This window comes from Sporosarcina limicola, assembly GCF_014873855.1.
In the GTDB taxonomy this organism is placed as follows: Bacteria; Bacillota; Bacilli; order Bacillales_A; family Planococcaceae; genus Sporosarcina; species Sporosarcina limicola.
On the sequence record NZ_JADBEL010000003.1, the window covers coordinates 62,683 to 78,779 of the forward strand.

Consider the following 16,097-nt stretch of genomic DNA (forward strand, 5'->3'; position numbering starts at 1 on the left):
CAGCCCGTGTCTTCCGTCGCTTTCCATACGTTAGGCTGCAAAGTGAATCATTACGAAACCGAGGCGATCTGGCAACTTTTTAAAGAAGCTGGATATGACCGTGAAGATTTCGAAAAGAATTCAGATGTCTACGTTATCAATACATGCACTGTAACAAATACTGGAGATAAGAAAAGCCGTCAAGTCATTCGTCGGGCCGTCCGGAAAAATCCGGACGCGGTAATTTGTGTAACAGGTTGTTACGCACAAACATCCCCTGCTGAAATTATGGCAATTCCCGGAGTGGATATCGTCGTTGGGACACAGGATAGGACAAAATTACTTGGTCTTATCGATGAATTCCGAACAGAACGCCAACCAATTAACGCCGTCCGCAATATTATGAAAAACAGAGTATATGAGGAACTCGACGTGCCTGCTTTCACAGATCGTACGAGAGCTTCTTTGAAAATCCAAGAAGGATGCAATAACTTCTGCACGTTTTGCATCATTCCATGGGCACGTGGGCTTATGCGATCACGTGATCCGCAAGAAGTCATTCGACAAGCACAACAGCTTGTCGGTGCGGGCTATCTCGAAATCGTACTAACAGGTATCCATACTGGCGGTTACGGTGAAGATTTGAAAGACTATAATCTTGCACGTCTGCTTCGTGATCTCGAGCAAGTAAAAGGGTTGAAACGGCTTCGCATCAGTTCGATTGAAGCAAGCCAGTTGACGGATGAAGTGATTGATGTTCTCCGTAATTCATCGACCATTGTGCGTCATCTACATATTCCGATTCAATCCGGCTCGAATACAGTGCTCAAGCGGATGCGTCGTAAGTATACGATGGAGTTTTTTGCTGATCGTCTGGACAGATTACGTGAAGCTTTGCCTCAACTTGCGATTACATCGGATGTCATCGTCGGGTTCCCAGGCGAGACGGAAGAGGAATTCATGGAGACATATAATTTCATCAAAGAACAGGGATTTTCCGAATTGCATGTCTTTCCATATTCGAAACGGACGGGAACGCCTGCTGCTAGAATGGGAGACCAAGTCGATGAAGCAGTGAAAAATGAGCGTGTTCACCGCTTGATTGAATTGAATGATCAGTTGGCAAAACAATATGCGTTTTCATTTGAAGATGAAGTGCTTGAAATGATTCCTGAGGAGAAATATAAGCTTGATTCGGAAAGCGGCCTTTATGAAGGCTATACAGATAACTATCTGAAAGTCGTCCTTCCAGCCGATACATCAATGGTGGGTAAGATTGTCCGTGTTAAAATCACAAAAGCCGGTTATCCGTACAATGAAGGGCAATTTATTCGTATTGTAGAAGAAGAGCTTACTATTTAAAAATCAGGTAGTATTGGTGAGGCTGTTTCATTCCTAAAATGGGTGAAACAGCTTTTTTCGTGCTTTAACGAAAGTTTCTTGGTATGATACGAGATGTACGTACAACTCTGAGGAGGAATTTGAATGAATAAGAATTATGCAAACACAATTGATCATACATTATTGAAAGCGGATGCAAAAAGGGTAGAGATCGTTACACTTTGTGAAGAGGCACGTGAATACACTTTTGCATCTGTTTGCGTAAATCCGACTTGGGTCAAAACAGCTGCGACTGCGCTTGAAGGATCGTCTGTGAAAGTTTGTACAGTCATCGGTTTCCCTCTTGGTGCATCGACTTCTGAAGTGAAAGTATTTGAAACGGAAGATGCAATTAGAAATGGTGCTGGTGAAATTGACATGGTCATCAATATAGGTGCTCTACGGGCCGGCGAAGATGCGATTGTGAAGAAGGAAATTGAAGCGGTTGTTGCTGCGGCAAAAGGGAAAGCGCTTGTAAAAGTAATCATAGAAGCATCTCTTTTGACGGATAAAGAAAAAAGAACGGCTTGTGAGCTTTCAGTACTCGCGGGCGCTGATTTTGTAAAAACATCAACAGGTTTTTCAACAGGTGGTGCAACAGTAGAAGATGTGAAGCTAATGAGAGCAGTCGTCGGACCTGAAAAAGGAGTCAAAGCATCGGGTGGTGTTCGAAGTTTCGAAGATTTGAAAAAAATGATTGATGCGGGAGCTACACGAGTTGGCGCTAGTTCAAGTGTTCAGATCATGCAAGGGCTTCAGTCGGATTCAAACTATTAATTTGGAAGATTTATATTGACCGCGTAATAATTATGCGGTATAATTTTTTAGTACATGGCACTTGGTCGTGTTCCGAAGTGTGTTTGGAGGGAGGGACAAGAGATATGACGAAAACTGTTGTTCGTAAAAACGAATCGCTTGAAGAAGCTCTTCGCCGCTTCAAACGTACTGTATCCAAAAGTGGAACAATACAAGAGGTAAGAAAGCGCGAGTTTTATGATAAACCAAGCGTAAAACGTAAGAAAAAGTCTATAGAAGCAAGGAAACGTAAATTCTAATTTTCTGTAGTCATGAGTTCGAAACTTGTAGTCAATTTAAACTTTGGTAAACCAGTAAACCCTTTTATGGGTTTTCTGGTTTATTTGTTTTATAAGGAAACAATAAATTCTTGGCCCGTAGATGACCTGTGAAAGCGATTGAGGTTAATCGTACGCCCATCAATCTTTCGCCCAAGCGACCAATCCGCACATAGAAGCGACCAATCTTTCGCCCAAGCGACCAATCCGCATATAGATGCGACCAATCCTCCGCCCAAGCGACCAATCTTTCGCCCAAGCGACCAATCCGCACATAGAAGCGATCAATCTTTCGCCCAAGCGACCAATCCGCACATAGAAGCGATCAATCCTTCGCCCAAGCGACCAATTCGCACATAGAAGCGACCAATCTTTCGCCCAAGCGACCAATCCGCACATAGAAGCGACCAATCTTTCGCTCAAGCGACCAATCCGCACATAGAAGCGACCAATCTTTCGCCCAAGCGACCAATCCGCATATAGATGCGACCAATCCTCCGCCCAAGCGACCAATTCGCACATAGATGCGACCAATCTTTCGCTCAAGCGACCAATCCGCACATAGAAGCGACTAATCTTTCGCTCAAGCGACCAATTCGCACATAGAAGCGACCAATCCTTCGCCCAAGCGACCAATCTTTCACTCAAGGTTGTCGATGTCGCTGGAAGAGTCCACGGCAAAATGAAAAGGATGAAACAATTTTCATAGAAATGAAACTTTCGCGCATTTGGAACGTATAAAGAGATATACTTGATTGTGGATAGAGAGAGAGGTGAAATTCAAATGCCTAAAATGATTGGTAGACTACTCCTTATCATTTTATTCGTTTCGGTGGCTGCGCTTCCTTTCGCTGAAACTGAAACTAGAGCTTCAGCGAATAAAATATATCGTGTTCCGATGATTGATACGATTGAAAAAGGGCTTCATGCTTTTTTAAAGCGATCATTCGATGAAGCGGAAAATGCGGGAGCTGAAGTGATTTTTCTCGAAATCAATACACCGGGTGGATTTATCGATGCGGCGAGCGATATCGCAAAGTTAATGGATGAGACGTCGCAAAAGATCAAGATTATTGCGTACATCAACGACGATGCACTTTCTGCGGGCGCGTTCCTTGCTTTACATGCCGATAAAATTTACATGTCCCCTCGTGGACGAATCGGTGCAGCGGCAGCGATTGTCTCTTCAGGCAATGCGGCGGCAGAAAAAGCGACGAGTGCATGGATAGCAGCAATGAAAAATGCAGCCGAATCCTCCGGACGTAAAATCATCTACGCAGAAGCAATGGCAAACGGAGAGACTGAACTGCCAGAATACGGGCTAGGTAAAGGTGAGTTGTTAACGCTTACTGCGAGTGAGGCCTTAAAAGTCCGCTATAGCGATGGGACTGTCACATCTTTCAAAGAACTACTTAAAGAAACAGGTTATGAAAATGCCGAAGTTGTTTCTACGACTGAAACAATCTCCGAGAGTATCGCGCGCTTCGTCACACATCCGATTGTCGTTCCAATTCTCTTATCGGTTGCAGGACTTGGACTTGTGTTGGAATTGTATTCACCGGGATTTGGTGTTCCTGGTTCAATGGGTGTTACAGCATTGGTGCTATTTTTCTACGGGCATCTTGTAGCGGGCCTTGCGGGTTATGAGACGATTATCCTTTTTGGCATCGGGGTTGTTTTAATTATTGCGGAGTTCTTCTTGCCCGGCGGTATAGCGGGAGTCATAGGGTCGCTCGCAATTTTTGGTAGTATCATTATGGCGGGCGGCAATCCGATGTATATGGCGATTTCAGTCCTTATCGCGGTTGCTATCGTCATTATAGGGATGGTGATCATTATGAAGTTTTTCGGAAAAAAATTACATTTATTAAACAAAGTTGTTTTGATGGACACAACGGATACGGAAAGTGGTTATGTTTCCAATGTGAATCGGGTAGAACTTCTTGGTCGCATGGCCAAAACGTCCACTCCACTTAGACCATCTGGCGCAATTGAACTTGATAAGGAACGAATCGATGTTGTTTCTGAAGGAAGTTACATCGACAAAGGAAAAAGTGTTATGATTGTGAAGGTCGAAGGTTCCCGGATTGTAGTCAGGGAAACAGAAGAAAAGGGGGAAATTGAATCATGAATGAACTTTTAGGTGCAGGAGGCACTATTGGAATCATTGTAATTGCATTTGTTGCAATACTCATTTTGTCAGTATTTTTCACACTCGTTCCTGTAACACTATGGATTTCTGCTATGGCAGCGGGCGTACGGGTGAGCATCTTTACACTAATCGGTATGCGTCTACGTCGCGTTATCCCAAGTCGAGTTGTCAATCCGCTCATCAAAGCACATAAAGCTGGATTAGATATCGGGATTAACCAGCTTGAAAGCCATTACCTGGCAGGTGGGAATGTAGACCGTGTTGTCAACGCCCTGATTGCTGCGCATCGTGCAAACATTGAACTTACATTCGAACGTGGTGCGGCCATAGATCTTGCTGGACGTGACGTATTAGAAGCGGTTCAAATGTCCGTTAACCCGAAAGTTATCGAAACACCGTTTATTGCCGGTGTAGCGATGAATGGGATTGAAGTGAAAGCGAAAGCACGTATTACAGTACGTGCAAACATCGATCGCCTTGTTGGGGGAGCTGGTGAAGAAACAATTGTTGCACGTGTTGGTGAGGGGATTATCTCTACAATCGGTTCTTCTATCAATCACGCGAAAGTGTTGGAGAATCCAGATATGATTTCCCAAACTGTCCTAGCAAAAGGACTTGATTCTGGAACGGCGTTTGAAATTCTATCAATTGATATTGCTGACGTTGATATCGGCAAAAATATCGGAGCAGAACTACAAACTGAACAAGCACAAGCTGATAAAAACATCGCTCAAGCGAAAGCAGAAGAACGTCGTGCGATGGCTGTTGCAAGCGAACAAGAAATGAAGGCGAAAGTAGAAGAAATGCGTGCGAAAGTTGTTAGCGCTGAAGCGGAAGTTCCGCTTGCGATGGCTGAAGCTCTCCGCACAGGTAATATTGGTGTTATGGATTATATGAATTATAAAAATATCCAAGCCGATACAGGAATGCGCGACTCCATTAGCAAAGTCGGTGGAGATCAGCATTTGACGGACGATAAAAAAGACTGAAATCTGTGAAGTCAATTCCCGGAAAGGGGATGAAGTGAATGGGAATGGAACAACTCATTCCATTGATCATCATGATTATTGTCGGTACGTTATTCAGGGGGAAGGGGAAAAAAGAAGCCCCGCCAAAAGGACAACCCAAGCCTTTCACGGCAACAAATCCTGAATCGAATGATCCTGTCAGAAAATTGAAAGAAATGTCTAAACAAATGTACCGTGAATTGCAAAAAGAATTACATCCTGAAACGAGTGAACCACCAAGTAGGCAAACGCCGCAAGTGGTAACTCCAGCGGAAATTACCGCACCAAGACCTGCACGAACAGATACGGTTAGGGCATCGATTAACGACCGTGATCGGGTACCGAAGGAACGACATCGTGGCCGTCTTGCGACTCACGGTGGATCACGTGAACCGGTTTCAAACGTTAATACGCACGACTTGATACCGAAAAACAGACAAGATCTGCTGAAAGGCATCGTTTTCTCCGAAATTTTTGGTCCACCAAAATCAAAGCGATAATCATTGACCCTCTGTCCATTTCATACGATATGGATAGGGGGGTTTGTTTTTTGAAAAAATTATTTTCTATGAGTTCGTCGATAATGATTGAAGATTATTCTTCAATACAACTTAATGGTCCTTATGAACTTCTGAAATTAGGTCCTAATTCTGTAGTGATTAAAAGTGGCGAGTACATTATTGAGGCGGCGGGAGAAGATTTGATAGTGAATACACTTTCGGATGAAGTGGCTGTATTCACTTTTACGTCCATTACATCGTTGAACATGAAGCTACGTGAGCAAGATGGAGCATTCCATGATAGGTAAACGGTATGGCATCAAGATTTCAGGTGGAGGGGATCTTCCTGGATTTCTTTCTAAACTTGCTGTAACAGGGACGAAAATAACAGCAATATCTATTATGGATGGTGTAGCACATTTCAGAACGGATAAGAAAGGTGTTGCCCAAATCCGCCGCCACCGAAGACGTTATCGATTGAAGACGAATATAACGATTATCAGTTCTGAAGAAAATGCAGGAGGGATTCTTTCCTCTTACCGTTTTTTAATAGCGTGTATTATCCCGTTCATCGCTTCATTTTTCCTGTGGACCGTAGAAGTCGAATCAGATATGCCGGAAATCGTTGAAAGGATTGAAGGAAAGCTTGAAAAGTCCTCTATTATCCCATTCAAACCCATTGCTTTCATTCCAGATGAAGGAGAAATCCGGCGTGATCTCATGCTTGATGAGCCCGCTTTGTCTTGGGTTAGAATCAGAAGGGTGGGGGCAACGCTTACAATCATCCCTATGCTGTCTCCACCATCTACGAATACTACTAAAGTTGATGGCCCTCCATCTGACCTGGTGGCGCGTACAGGAGGTGTCATAACTCGTTTCGAGTTGGAAAAGGGGGAACGGGTTAGCCGTGTTCATCAAACAGTGAAAGAGGGAGACGTGCTTGCTACTGGCACCTTAGAGCAAGGCGATAAAACTGCGGTTGTTGGGGCGGACGGATCGGTTTACGCGGATTATTGGATTGAATATGCGTTCAACTTGCCGAAAAAAATTAATTTTCAAACACAAGGCGAAGAAATCGTGGCGTACACTTTCCATCCTCCTTGGCAGAGGAATAATGAAAAATCAAAAAACAACAATGAAAAAGAGTGGTTACCGTGGCCTCTTATCACTTCGGAACGACATGTGAAAGAAATAGCAGGGCAGTTTGAATTAGCGGAAGGGATGGAACAGACCACTCTAATTCCACTATTAAAATACAAACTATTGTCAGAAACTTTTTCAAAAGCAATTATTCGAGATGAACAAATTTTGCACGTAACATACGATAATGATAAAGTTAGTGGGACTATATTGTTTCTCATCAATGATGATATTGCTATCAAAAGACCGATACCCCAAGGAGACTGAAACTATTGGATGAACAATTGATGCAACTGCAAATTGAAAACCCAAACGAGGCAATCATGCTTCTTGGGATTTCCGATCAAAACATGAAATTGATTGAAGACGAACTAGACATTACAATTTTGACAAGAGGCGAAACTATTTCGCTTAGTGGTGAAGAAGAAAATAGAAATTCCGCTAAACTTCTTTTGGAGCAATTGCTAAAAGTGATACGTAAAGGTATTAACATCAACCAACGCGATGTCTCGACCGCTATTGAGATGGTGAAAAGCGGCACAATTGACTATTTTTCCGAACTGTATGACGTCGAAATTGCTAGAAATACAAAAGGGAAAGCAATTCGTGCAAAGACGATTGGTCAGCGGGAATATGTCCATGCAATTCGTACGAAGGATCTCGTTTTCTGTATCGGCCCAGCGGGTACAGGAAAGACCTATTTGGCAGTTGTCCTTGCTGTACAGGCGATGAAGAACGGTTCTGCGAAACGAATCGTTCTCACACGTCCAGCAGTTGAGGCTGGAGAGAGTCTGGGATTCCTTCCAGGTGATCTAAAGGAAAAGGTTGATCCTTACTTGCGTCCATTATACGATGCTCTTCATGATGTTCTCGGAGTAGAACAGACAGAACGACTTATGGAGAGAGGCGTCATTGAAATCGCTCCTCTTGCGTATATGAGGGGACGCACGCTTGATGATGCTTTCGTCATTCTCGATGAGGCTCAGAACACGACGAAGGCGCAGATGAAAATGTTTTTAACTCGACTAGGCTTTGGGTCTAAAATGGTCATTACGGGTGATAAGACACAAATTGATTTACCAAAAGGAATTGCATCGGGTTTAATTGCGATAGAAACCACATTGAACAAGGTTAGCGATATTTGCTTCCAATACCTGGAACAAGGTGATGTTGTCCGCCACCCGCTCGTTGCAAAGATTATTGAAGCTTACGAACAGGAGGAGCAGTCATCTTAAATTGACTGTTCATTGACTAAATGTATTTGCAACCGTTCTAAAAGAGAAAAAGAGATGGGGGGCATATTTCAATGTTGCAGCCATTTTGGAAACTGATTAAATCACTGAAATTTAATTACCTTGCCTTATTTTTGATTGGATTGTCTACAATCCTTCTTTTTTCGCTTATGTATGGGAGCATAAAAAAAGAAACGTATGAATTGAAGTCGCTTCAAATCTCACCTGATACCATACGCTCACTAAAAACGGTTGAAGACACCGTGAAAACCGAACAGGAAAGAGAGAGGGCTGCACTAGAAGTCGGTCCAGTCTACCAATTCTCTGAGGAAGTTGAAAAAAACAGACAAGCGATTGCGGCATCCTTGTTCGATATCCTTGCTGAAGTGAAAAGTTCGGAAAAGAAAACTAAGGATGAATCTGACGAGCTTGCTTTGTTACGTAAGGAGCAAGTGGCTGAAATGCGAAAAAAACTGGCAGGACTTGAAGAGGAGGAGCCGGGTCTTCGTCTAAGTGACGAAGCACTTTCCAACCTTTTATCACTTGAGAAAGATGTCCTTTTGAACATCAAGCAAGTACTGGTTTCGATTATGGGTGTAGAGTTGTCTAAACCGATTAGAGCTGCGGATCTATCGTCTAGCAGGTATGAAGTGGAACGTAAAATTCGCCTGTCGGATTCGATTCCGCAATCCGTCCTGCAGTCTGTGCTTACGCTAGGCCGATCCTTGGTTGTAGAGACTGAAAAGGTGAATGACAGCCTTACAAAGGTGAGAATCGAACAAGCAAGGGAGTCCGTCGAGCCTACGCGTATCTTGCAGGGGCAAGTCATCGTCCGAGAAGGGCAGATGATTGACCGAGATGTATATAGGCAGTTGGAACTGACAGGGTTGTTGACAAATAAGTTACCAGTAAAGCCGATTGCGGGTCTGAGCTTATTCGTCCTATTCATATCATCTATCATTTTCATGCATTTTAGCACTTGGCAGGAAAGTGGAACTGTGAAGAAAAAGGCTTTACTTATCGTTCTAACTATTTTCTTCCTTCTTGTCATCTTAATGAAATTGCTGTCCGTTATCGAAAAAGATTTTGATGTGCTATTAGCCTTTCTGTTTCCGACAGCTCTCGCACCGATGCTCGTGAAGTTATTGACCAATGAACGTCTAGCTCTCATGATAACGATTATCACGGCTGCGACAGCGGGGGTTATGTTACAGGAAGGGTATGCGGCGATTATTCAAATGGAAGTAGCGTTGTACATCTTATTTGGGGGTATCGTGAGCCTTTATTTACTTGGAAATGGCGGTAAACGTTCGAGCATTTTACGGACGAGTGTAGGCGTCTCTGTTTCAAATATGCTGTTCATAGCGTTTTACTTGCTTATGACACAGTCTTCCTATGATTTATCGGAATTGGCTTTTTATCTGATTGCAGCAATTACATCCGGTATTTTGTCGGGAGCATTAACAATTGGCCTCATGCCATTTTTTGAATCAGCTTTCGGATTACTATCAGATATGAGGCTTATTGAATTATCAAATCCAAATCATCCATTATTAAAAAAAGTGTTGATTGAAACGCCAGGTACGTACCATCATAGTGTTATGGTTGCAAACCTTTCAGATGCGGCATGTGAGGTAATTGGTGCTCATGGATTGCTTGCAAGAGTTGGGAGTTATTACCATGATATTGGCAAAACGCAGAGGGCTGGATTTTTCATCGAGAACCAGCATGCCGGACAAAATCCGCATGATTCATTGTCACCTATAAAGAGTCGTGATATCATTATTGCCCATGTCGAAGATGGTGTGAAAATTCTTGAGAAGCATAAGATGCCATCGGAAATCATAGATATCGCAAAACAACATCATGGAACAACTTTGCTGAAGTATTTCTATGTGAAAGCGAAGGAATCTGAAGGAGATGTCAACGAAGATGATTTCCGCTATGCTGGACCTAAGCCTCAGACAAAGGAAATTGCCATCATTTTAGTTGCGGATAGTGTTGAAGCTGCAGTACGTTCTATGAAGGAGCCAACGCCCGAAAAAATTGCCAAACTGGTTCGGGCAATTATTAATGATAAATTGAATGACGGTCAATTCGACGAATGCGACCTCTCGATGAAAGAATTAAAAGCAGCGGAAAAAGTGTTCTGTGAAACATTAAATGGAACATTCCATAATCGGATTGAGTATCCGGACTAAGTGTGTAAGGAGTTGCTGAAATTGCTTGAAATCTATTTTGATGATGAAACGGCTAGTGTTAATGGAAAGATAGAGGAAATGATCCGCGAATTATTGAATCATACCGCAAAGGAAGAAGCACTAGACGGTGATCTGGAAGTGTCCATCACATTCATGACGGATTCGGAGATCCAGGAAGTAAACGCGCAGTATCGTGGCAAAGATGTACCGACGGATGTTATCTCATTTGCATTGGAGGAGATGACGGAAGGGGAAGTGGCAATTGTTGCGGAAGTAGGCATGCCGACTGTTTTAGGAGACATCATCATTTCAGTAGATACAGCAAACAGGCAAGCTGCGGAATATGGTCACGATTTTAAGCGGGAAATTGGATTTCTCTCCCTACACGGTTTCCTACATCTTCTTGGCTATGATCATATGACCGAGGAAGATGAAGTGAAGATGTTCGGCAGACAGAAGGAGATACTTGCTTCCTTTGGACTTGAGAGGTGATTCGCCTATGTATACGTTTTTTAAGGCATTCAGTTATGCATGGAGCGGTATAGTTCACGCTTTGAAAAATGAGCGGAATTTCAAATTTCATTTACTGGCAACAATCATTGTGGTTCTAGCTGGCCTATTAACTGGACTGTCGAGTATAGAATGGTTTATCATTATCATCCTGATCGGTGGGATGTTGTCGCTTGAAATGATGAATTCCGCGGTGGAACGGGTTGTTGATCTGACGACTACCGAACAGCGACCGCTCGCCAAACAAGCGAAAGACCTTGCGGCGGGCGCAGTACTTATTTATGCAATTGTAAGTGCGGTAATAGGACTCATACTATTTGTTCCAAAATGGTTTAATTAATTTGAAGAGGTGTTTTTATGGAAATGGATAAGTTAATGAATGAATCGAAAATAGCGCGGGAGAAAGCGTATGTCCCGTACTCGAAGTTCTCGGTGGGTGCAGCTCTGCTGTCTGAGGATGGAACAGTCTACCATGGGTGCAATATTGAGAACTCGGCTTACAGCATGACAAATTGTGCGGAACGTACCGCATTTTTCAAAGCAATCTCGGAAGGTGTCTATACATTCAAGGCACTTGCAGTTGTAGGTGATACAAATGGTCCCATTTCCCCTTGTGGCGCTTGTAGGCAAGTGATTGCGGAGTTTTGCGATGGCTCGATGCCAGTATATTTGACCAACTTGAAGGGAGACGTGCTTGAAACAACGGTAGCTGAATTGCTACCAGGTGCGTTTTCGAAGGAGGACCTTAAGCTATGAAGCAAAATAATGATGCGTTCAAATCAGGATTCATCTCCATCATCGGACGTCCAAATGTAGGTAAATCAACATTCTTGAACCATGTTGTCGGCCAAAAAATCGCCATCATGAGTGACAAACCACAAACGACTCGTAACAAAGTGCAAGGTGTGGTCACGTCAGAGGAGTCTCAACTCATTTTCATTGATACGCCAGGCATACATAAGCCAAAGCATAAGCTCGGTGATTTTATGGTGAAAACGGCGCGGAACACATTGAAGGAAGTCGATGTCATCATGTTCATGGTGAATGCGGATGAGCCGATTGGGCGCGGCGACCGTTTCGTTATCGACATGCTTGAAAATACGGAGACGCCTGTATTCCTAGTTATAAATAAGATTGATTTGGTCCATCCGGATGATCTTTTCAAAATTATCACAACGTATACTTCAGAATATAATTTTGCAGAAATTGTTCCGATATCCGCCATCAACGGAAATAACGTTGAGCGTCTAATGGAAACGTTGACTAAGTATTTGCCTGAAGGACCAAAATACTATCCGGACGATCAAGTGACGGATCATCCTGAGCGTTTTATCATTTCCGAATTAATTCGAGAAAAAGTTTTACATTTGACGCGGGAAGAAATTCCACATTCCGTTGCAGTTGTCATCGAAAAGATTGATCGTGAAGATTCTCGTAATATGGTGAACGTCATGGCGACAATTATTGTGGATAGGGACTCCCAGAAAGGTATCGTTATCGGTAAGAAAGGCGCGTTGCTGAAGGAAATCGGAACAAAAGCGAGATACGATATTGAAATGCTGCTTGGTTCGAAGGTATTTCTTGAACTTTGGGTGAAAGTGCAAAAAGATTGGCGCAACAAACCTGGCCAGTTGAAGGAATTCGGTTTTAGGGAAGACGAGTACTGATCAATGTGTGTGTATCCAATCCCACATTGACGGGCAGTAAGACCGCCCACAGATTGAAAGTTTCACTTTATAGCAATCGCCGTATGATCCTTATCATGTGGGCCCGGAGGTGATCGCCTTGTTGAATAAATGGGAGGGAATTGTCTTAAGGAGTATTCCTTATGGGGAAACGCATAAGATTGTCACTCTTTTTACCAAGGAAGCGGGAAAGTTGACTGCTATGGCGCGTGGTGCAAAGAAACCTGCTAGTCGATTGGCGGCAATAACTCAAACATTTACACATGGATCTTTTTTAATTCGTACTGGAAGAGGAATGGGTACGCTTGATCAGGGAGAGCAGATTGATTCGATGCGGCATATTCGCGAAGATTTGGAAGCGACGGCTTATGCAAGTTATATCGTGGAGCTTATTGATCGCCTAACGGAAGATAATAAGCAGGGTCACGGACTTTACGGATTGTTGTATGACGCCTTACACGCCATTAATGAGCAGTATGACCCCGAAGCAATTTCGTTGTTTGTTGAGTGGAAGATGTTGCCGGTCGCGGGGATTCACCCCATTCTTCATCAATGTGCAAATTGCGGGGCGGCGGAAGGGGAGTTCGCGTTTTCCTTTAAGGAAATTGGGTTCCTGTGTCACCGTTGCTTCCATATGGACAGGTATTTAGTTCGGTTATCTCCAACCCAATTGAAACTAATTCGGACATTTTACACTGTTCCCATTAGCAGTATTGGTAACTTAACCTTAAAAATGACAACAAAGCAATTCATGAAAAAAATTGTACGAACTATTTATGATGAACAAGTAGGGCTTCGATTGAAATCAAGATCCTTTCTCGATCAACTCGAATCGACACCAGAATTACTACCGAAAAAAGAAAAACCGGTGGTAGAAGGCGATTAAGCCTTCTACCACCGGTTTTTTATGTTAGAATTCGAGATGTTTCGCAATATAATCCTTCACGTCTGTAATCGGCATACGTGCTTGTTCCATCGAATCACGGTGTCTGACTGTTACTTGACGATCTTCTTCGGAATCGAAATCGTATGTGATACAGAATGGCGTTCCAATTTCATCTTGACGGCGGTAACGTCTACCGATTGATTGTGCATCATCGTACTGGACGACGAAATGCTTGCGGAGTTCCGCGTAGACTTCATCCGCACCTTCAGCCAATTTCTTGGATAAAGGAAGAACAGCTGCTTTGACTGGTGCGATAGCAGGGTGGAAACGGAGAACCGTTCGTTTGTCGTCGTTTTCAAGTTCTTCTTCATCGTATGCATCACAAAGGAATGCAAGCGTCACACGGTCGGCACCGAGTGATGGTTCAATACAATAGGGTACAAATTTTTCATTTGTGATTGGGTCTTGGTAATGGAAATCTTCACCTGAGTGTTCCATATGGCGTTTCAAGTCAAAATCGGTCCGATTCGCGATGCCCCATAATTCACCCCATCCAAATGGGAATTTATATTCGATATCTACGGTTCCTTTCGAGTAATGTGAAAGTTCGTCTTCATCATGTTCCCGTAAGCGCATATTTGCTTCAGTCAAGCCTAGTTTCAGTAACCATTGTTTTGAAAAGTCACGCCAGAAAGCGTACCATTCCATATCTTCACCAGGTTTGCAGAAGAACTCAAGTTCCATTTGCTCAAATTCACGTGTACGGAATGTAAAGTTACCTGGGGTGATTTCATTTCGGAAGCTTTTTCCGATTTGTGCGATTCCAAAAGGCATTTTCTTTCTCATGGAACGTTGGACATTTCTGAAGTTAACGAAGATACCTTGTGCTGTTTCAGGTCGCAGATAGATATCGTTCGATGATGCATCCGTCACGCCTTGTGAAGTTTTGAACATCAAGTTAAACTGCCGGATGTCCGAATAATCCATAGCACCGCAACTTGGACAGACAATGGTATGCTCATTGATTAATTGTAGCATTTTTTCGAACGATAACCCATCAACAATCAATTCAATACCTTTTGTTTCAAGTGCATCCTCAATCAGTTTATCGGCACGGTGACGCGTCTTACATTTTTTGCAGTCAATCATCGGATCATTAAAGTTCCCGATGTGACCAGAAGCTTGCCATACTTTAGGATTCATAAGTATTGCTGCGTCAAGGCCGACGTTATAAGGCGATTCTTGAATGAATTTCTGTCTCCAAGCTTGTTTTATATTATTTTTCAATTCAATGCCGAGTGGACCGTAATCCCAAGTATTTGCAAGTCCTCCATAAATTTCGGAACCTGGGAAAACAAATCCTCTCTGTTTTGCTAAGTTAACAACCTTTTCCATAGAAAAATCAACCCCTCCAAATAAAATAAGCACCCATCCCCGGACATATAGTCCGAGGACGAGTGCATGATGCCCCCGCGGTTCCACCTCGTTTGGCTGATAATAGACACAGCCCGCTTCATAGTACAATGGCTCAAGGTTTCCGTTTCATGTCTATACGAGCTTTCACTATCCTCGTTCGCTATATTTCGACATTACTTATTGACCCGTCTTTGCCTATTCAATTCATTTTTAGTGTAGCATGGTTCCGCTTTCTTCGCAATAGTGCCCATCTTCGTATATAATAATCGAGTAGCTAGAATTGAACGCTTAGGGCGGTGACATAAATGGAACTGAATAAGCGACAGACAGAAATTCTTGAAATCGTTAAAGCGGACGGGCCAATAACAGGTGAACAGATTGCAGAACGGCTTCATCTTGCAAGGGCTACGATTAGACCTGACCTAGCAATTTTGACGATGGCGGGATTTTTGGATGCAAGACCACGTGTCGGCTATTTCTATTCAGGAAAGAAACCTGTCCAATCAGTTACTGACAGTATGATTGGCATGAAAGTACGTGATTTTCAGTCAATCCCGGTCGTAGTCGCTGAAAATGTCTCGGTCTATGACGCGATTTGCCATATGTTCCTTGAAGATGTCGGCACTCTTTTCGTTGTCAACAACTCCTCGCTACTTACTGGGGTTCTTTCAAGAAAAGACTTATTACGGACTAGTATCGGCAATACCGAGTTGGATAAAATTCCAGTCCATGTCATTATGACGCGGATGCCAAATATCACTTATTGTGAAAAACAGGATACATTATTACAGGCGGCGAAAAAAATGATAGAAAAACAGATTGATTCACTTCCTGTCGTAGTAGGCAACGAGGAAGGCTTCGAAGTTGTCGGAAGGATTACGAAGACAAATATTACGGCAGCTTTTCTTTCACTTTCAGATGACCACGAATTATGAG

General features: G+C 43.1%; 18 protein-coding genes. 16 read left to right on the top strand and 2 right to left on the bottom strand.

All coding sequences use genetic code 11. The features are described from left to right. The first annotated feature begins 6 nt into the window (after positions 1 to 6). From mtaB to rpsU, 3 genes are all read left to right on the top strand, one after another. Complete coding sequence (gene mtaB, locus H4683_RS03875; protein ID WP_192597523.1) at positions 7 to 1,341, top strand: tRNA (N(6)-L-threonylcarbamoyladenosine(37)-C(2))-methylthiotransferase MtaB; 1,335 nt, start codon at positions 7 to 9, stop codon at positions 1,339 to 1,341. Positions 1,342 to 1,464: 123 nt separating this feature from the next. Then, positions 1,465 to 2,136 carry a deoxyribose-phosphate aldolase gene (gene deoC / locus H4683_RS03880; RefSeq protein WP_192597524.1) on the top strand — a complete coding sequence of 224 codons (672 nt, stop codon included), beginning with the start codon at positions 1,465 to 1,467 and terminating at the stop codon, positions 2,134 to 2,136. Positions 2,137 to 2,240: 104 nt separating this feature from the next. Beyond that, positions 2,241 to 2,414 (top strand): 30S ribosomal protein S21, encoded by a 174-nt coding sequence (gene rpsU, locus H4683_RS03885; RefSeq protein WP_192597525.1) that lies wholly within the window; start codon positions 2,241 to 2,243, stop codon positions 2,412 to 2,414. 159 nt (positions 2,415 to 2,573) lie between these two features. Here the strand turns inward: rpsU and H4683_RS03890 are convergent, their stop codons facing one another. After that, positions 2,574 to 3,080 (bottom strand): hypothetical protein, encoded by a 507-nt coding sequence (locus tag H4683_RS03890; RefSeq protein WP_192597526.1) that lies wholly within the window; start codon positions 3,078 to 3,080, stop codon positions 2,574 to 2,576. Between the two features lie 136 nt (positions 3,081 to 3,216). Here H4683_RS03890 and H4683_RS03895 point away from each other — a divergent pair, with 136 nt between their 5' ends. The 12 genes from H4683_RS03895 (at position 3,217) to recO (ending at position 13,745) form a co-directional block, all read left to right on the top strand. Then, the gene (locus H4683_RS03895) at positions 3,217 to 4,563 is read left to right on the top strand and encodes an NfeD family protein (RefSeq protein ID WP_192597527.1); all 1,347 of its coding nucleotides are present in this window, start codon (positions 3,217 to 3,219) and stop codon (positions 4,561 to 4,563) included. Continuing rightward, positions 4,560 to 5,573 (top strand): flotillin-like protein FloA, encoded by a 1,014-nt coding sequence (gene floA, locus H4683_RS03900; protein WP_192597528.1) that lies wholly within the window; start codon positions 4,560 to 4,562, stop codon positions 5,571 to 5,573. The genes H4683_RS03895 and floA overlap by 4 nt, the downstream gene beginning before the upstream one ends. Positions 5,574 to 5,611: 38 nt before the next feature. Beyond that, positions 5,612 to 6,091: a hypothetical protein gene (locus tag H4683_RS03905; RefSeq protein WP_192597529.1), complete on the top strand. Its 480-nt coding sequence runs from the start codon at positions 5,612 to 5,614 to the stop codon at positions 6,089 to 6,091. A 50-nt stretch (positions 6,092 to 6,141) separates the two neighbouring features. Beyond that, positions 6,142 to 6,399, top strand: coding sequence for a hypothetical protein (locus H4683_RS03910; RefSeq protein ID WP_192597530.1), 258 nt, complete (start codon positions 6,142 to 6,144; stop codon positions 6,397 to 6,399). Continuing rightward, positions 6,389 to 7,498, top strand: a complete 1,110-nt coding sequence (locus H4683_RS03915; protein ID WP_192597531.1) for a sporulation protein YqfD — start codon at positions 6,389 to 6,391, stop codon at positions 7,496 to 7,498. Before H4683_RS03910 ends, H4683_RS03915 begins: the two co-directional genes overlap by 11 nt. A 20-nt stretch (positions 7,499 to 7,518) precedes the next feature. Continuing rightward, on the top strand, positions 7,519 to 8,466 hold the full coding sequence (locus tag H4683_RS03920) for a PhoH family protein (RefSeq protein ID WP_420826540.1): 948 nt from the start codon (positions 7,519 to 7,521) through the stop codon (positions 8,464 to 8,466). Positions 8,467 to 8,537: 71 nt separating this feature from the next. Continuing rightward, positions 8,538 to 10,664, top strand: coding sequence for an HD family phosphohydrolase (locus tag H4683_RS03925; RefSeq protein WP_192597533.1), 2,127 nt, complete (start codon positions 8,538 to 8,540; stop codon positions 10,662 to 10,664). A 21-nt stretch (positions 10,665 to 10,685) separates the two neighbouring features. Further along, positions 10,686 to 11,156: an rRNA maturation RNase YbeY gene (gene ybeY / locus H4683_RS03930; RefSeq protein ID WP_192597534.1), complete on the top strand. Its 471-nt coding sequence runs from the start codon at positions 10,686 to 10,688 to the stop codon at positions 11,154 to 11,156. 7 nt (positions 11,157 to 11,163) lie between these two features. Continuing rightward, complete coding sequence (locus tag H4683_RS03935) at positions 11,164 to 11,514, top strand: diacylglycerol kinase family protein (protein WP_192597535.1); 351 nt, start codon at positions 11,164 to 11,166, stop codon at positions 11,512 to 11,514. A 17-nt stretch (positions 11,515 to 11,531) separates the two neighbouring features. Further along, positions 11,532 to 11,930 (top strand): cytidine deaminase, encoded by a 399-nt coding sequence (locus H4683_RS03940; protein WP_192597536.1) that lies wholly within the window; start codon positions 11,532 to 11,534, stop codon positions 11,928 to 11,930. Then, on the top strand, positions 11,927 to 12,841 hold the full coding sequence (era, locus tag H4683_RS03945) for a GTPase Era (protein WP_192597537.1): 915 nt from the start codon (positions 11,927 to 11,929) through the stop codon (positions 12,839 to 12,841). Before H4683_RS03940 ends, era begins: the two co-directional genes overlap by 4 nt. A 118-nt stretch (positions 12,842 to 12,959) precedes the next feature. Beyond that, complete coding sequence (gene recO, locus H4683_RS03950) at positions 12,960 to 13,745, top strand: DNA repair protein RecO (protein ID WP_192597538.1); 786 nt, start codon at positions 12,960 to 12,962, stop codon at positions 13,743 to 13,745. A gap of 24 nt (positions 13,746 to 13,769) precedes the next feature. On the opposite strand, the gene H4683_RS03955 is transcribed toward recO, so the two are convergent. Continuing rightward, complete coding sequence (locus tag H4683_RS03955) at positions 13,770 to 15,140, bottom strand: glycine--tRNA ligase (RefSeq protein WP_192597539.1); 1,371 nt, start codon at positions 15,138 to 15,140, stop codon at positions 13,770 to 13,772. A 326-nt stretch (positions 15,141 to 15,466) separates the two neighbouring features. On the opposite strand from H4683_RS03955, the gene ccpN reads away from it, so the two are divergent. Beyond that, entirely contained in the window at positions 15,467 to 16,096 is a 630-nt protein-coding gene (gene ccpN, locus H4683_RS03960; protein WP_192597540.1) for a transcriptional regulator CcpN, read from the top strand. Position 16,097: the final 1 nt, after the last annotated feature.

Coding starts and splice junctions, on each gene's coding strand:
- deoC (WP_192597524.1), top strand. CDS start 1,465: ATGAATAAGAATTATGCAAACACAATTGATCATACATTATTGAAAGCG.
- rpsU (WP_192597525.1), top strand. CDS start 2,241: ATGACGAAAACTGTTGTTCGTAAAAACGAATCGCTTGAAGAAGCTCTT.
- H4683_RS03895 (WP_192597527.1), top strand. CDS start 3,217: ATGCCTAAAATGATTGGTAGACTACTCCTTATCATTTTATTCGTTTCG.
- floA (WP_192597528.1), top strand. CDS start 4,560: ATGAATGAACTTTTAGGTGCAGGAGGCACTATTGGAATCATTGTAATT.
- H4683_RS03905 (WP_192597529.1), top strand. CDS start 5,612: ATGGGAATGGAACAACTCATTCCATTGATCATCATGATTATTGTCGGT.
- H4683_RS03915 (WP_192597531.1), top strand. CDS start 6,389: ATGATAGGTAAACGGTATGGCATCAAGATTTCAGGTGGAGGGGATCTT.
- H4683_RS03920 (WP_420826540.1), top strand. CDS start 7,519: ATGCAACTGCAAATTGAAAACCCAAACGAGGCAATCATGCTTCTTGGG.
- H4683_RS03925 (WP_192597533.1), top strand. CDS start 8,538: ATGTTGCAGCCATTTTGGAAACTGATTAAATCACTGAAATTTAATTAC.
- H4683_RS03935 (WP_192597535.1), top strand. CDS start 11,164: ATGTATACGTTTTTTAAGGCATTCAGTTATGCATGGAGCGGTATAGTT.
- H4683_RS03940 (WP_192597536.1), top strand. CDS start 11,532: ATGGAAATGGATAAGTTAATGAATGAATCGAAAATAGCGCGGGAGAAA.
- era (WP_192597537.1), top strand. CDS start 11,927: ATGAAGCAAAATAATGATGCGTTCAAATCAGGATTCATCTCCATCATC.
- H4683_RS03955 (WP_192597539.1), bottom strand. CDS start 15,140: ATGGAAAAGGTTGTTAACTTAGCAAAACAGAGAGGATTTGTTTTCCCA.
- ccpN (WP_192597540.1), top strand. CDS start 15,467: ATGGAACTGAATAAGCGACAGACAGAAATTCTTGAAATCGTTAAAGCG.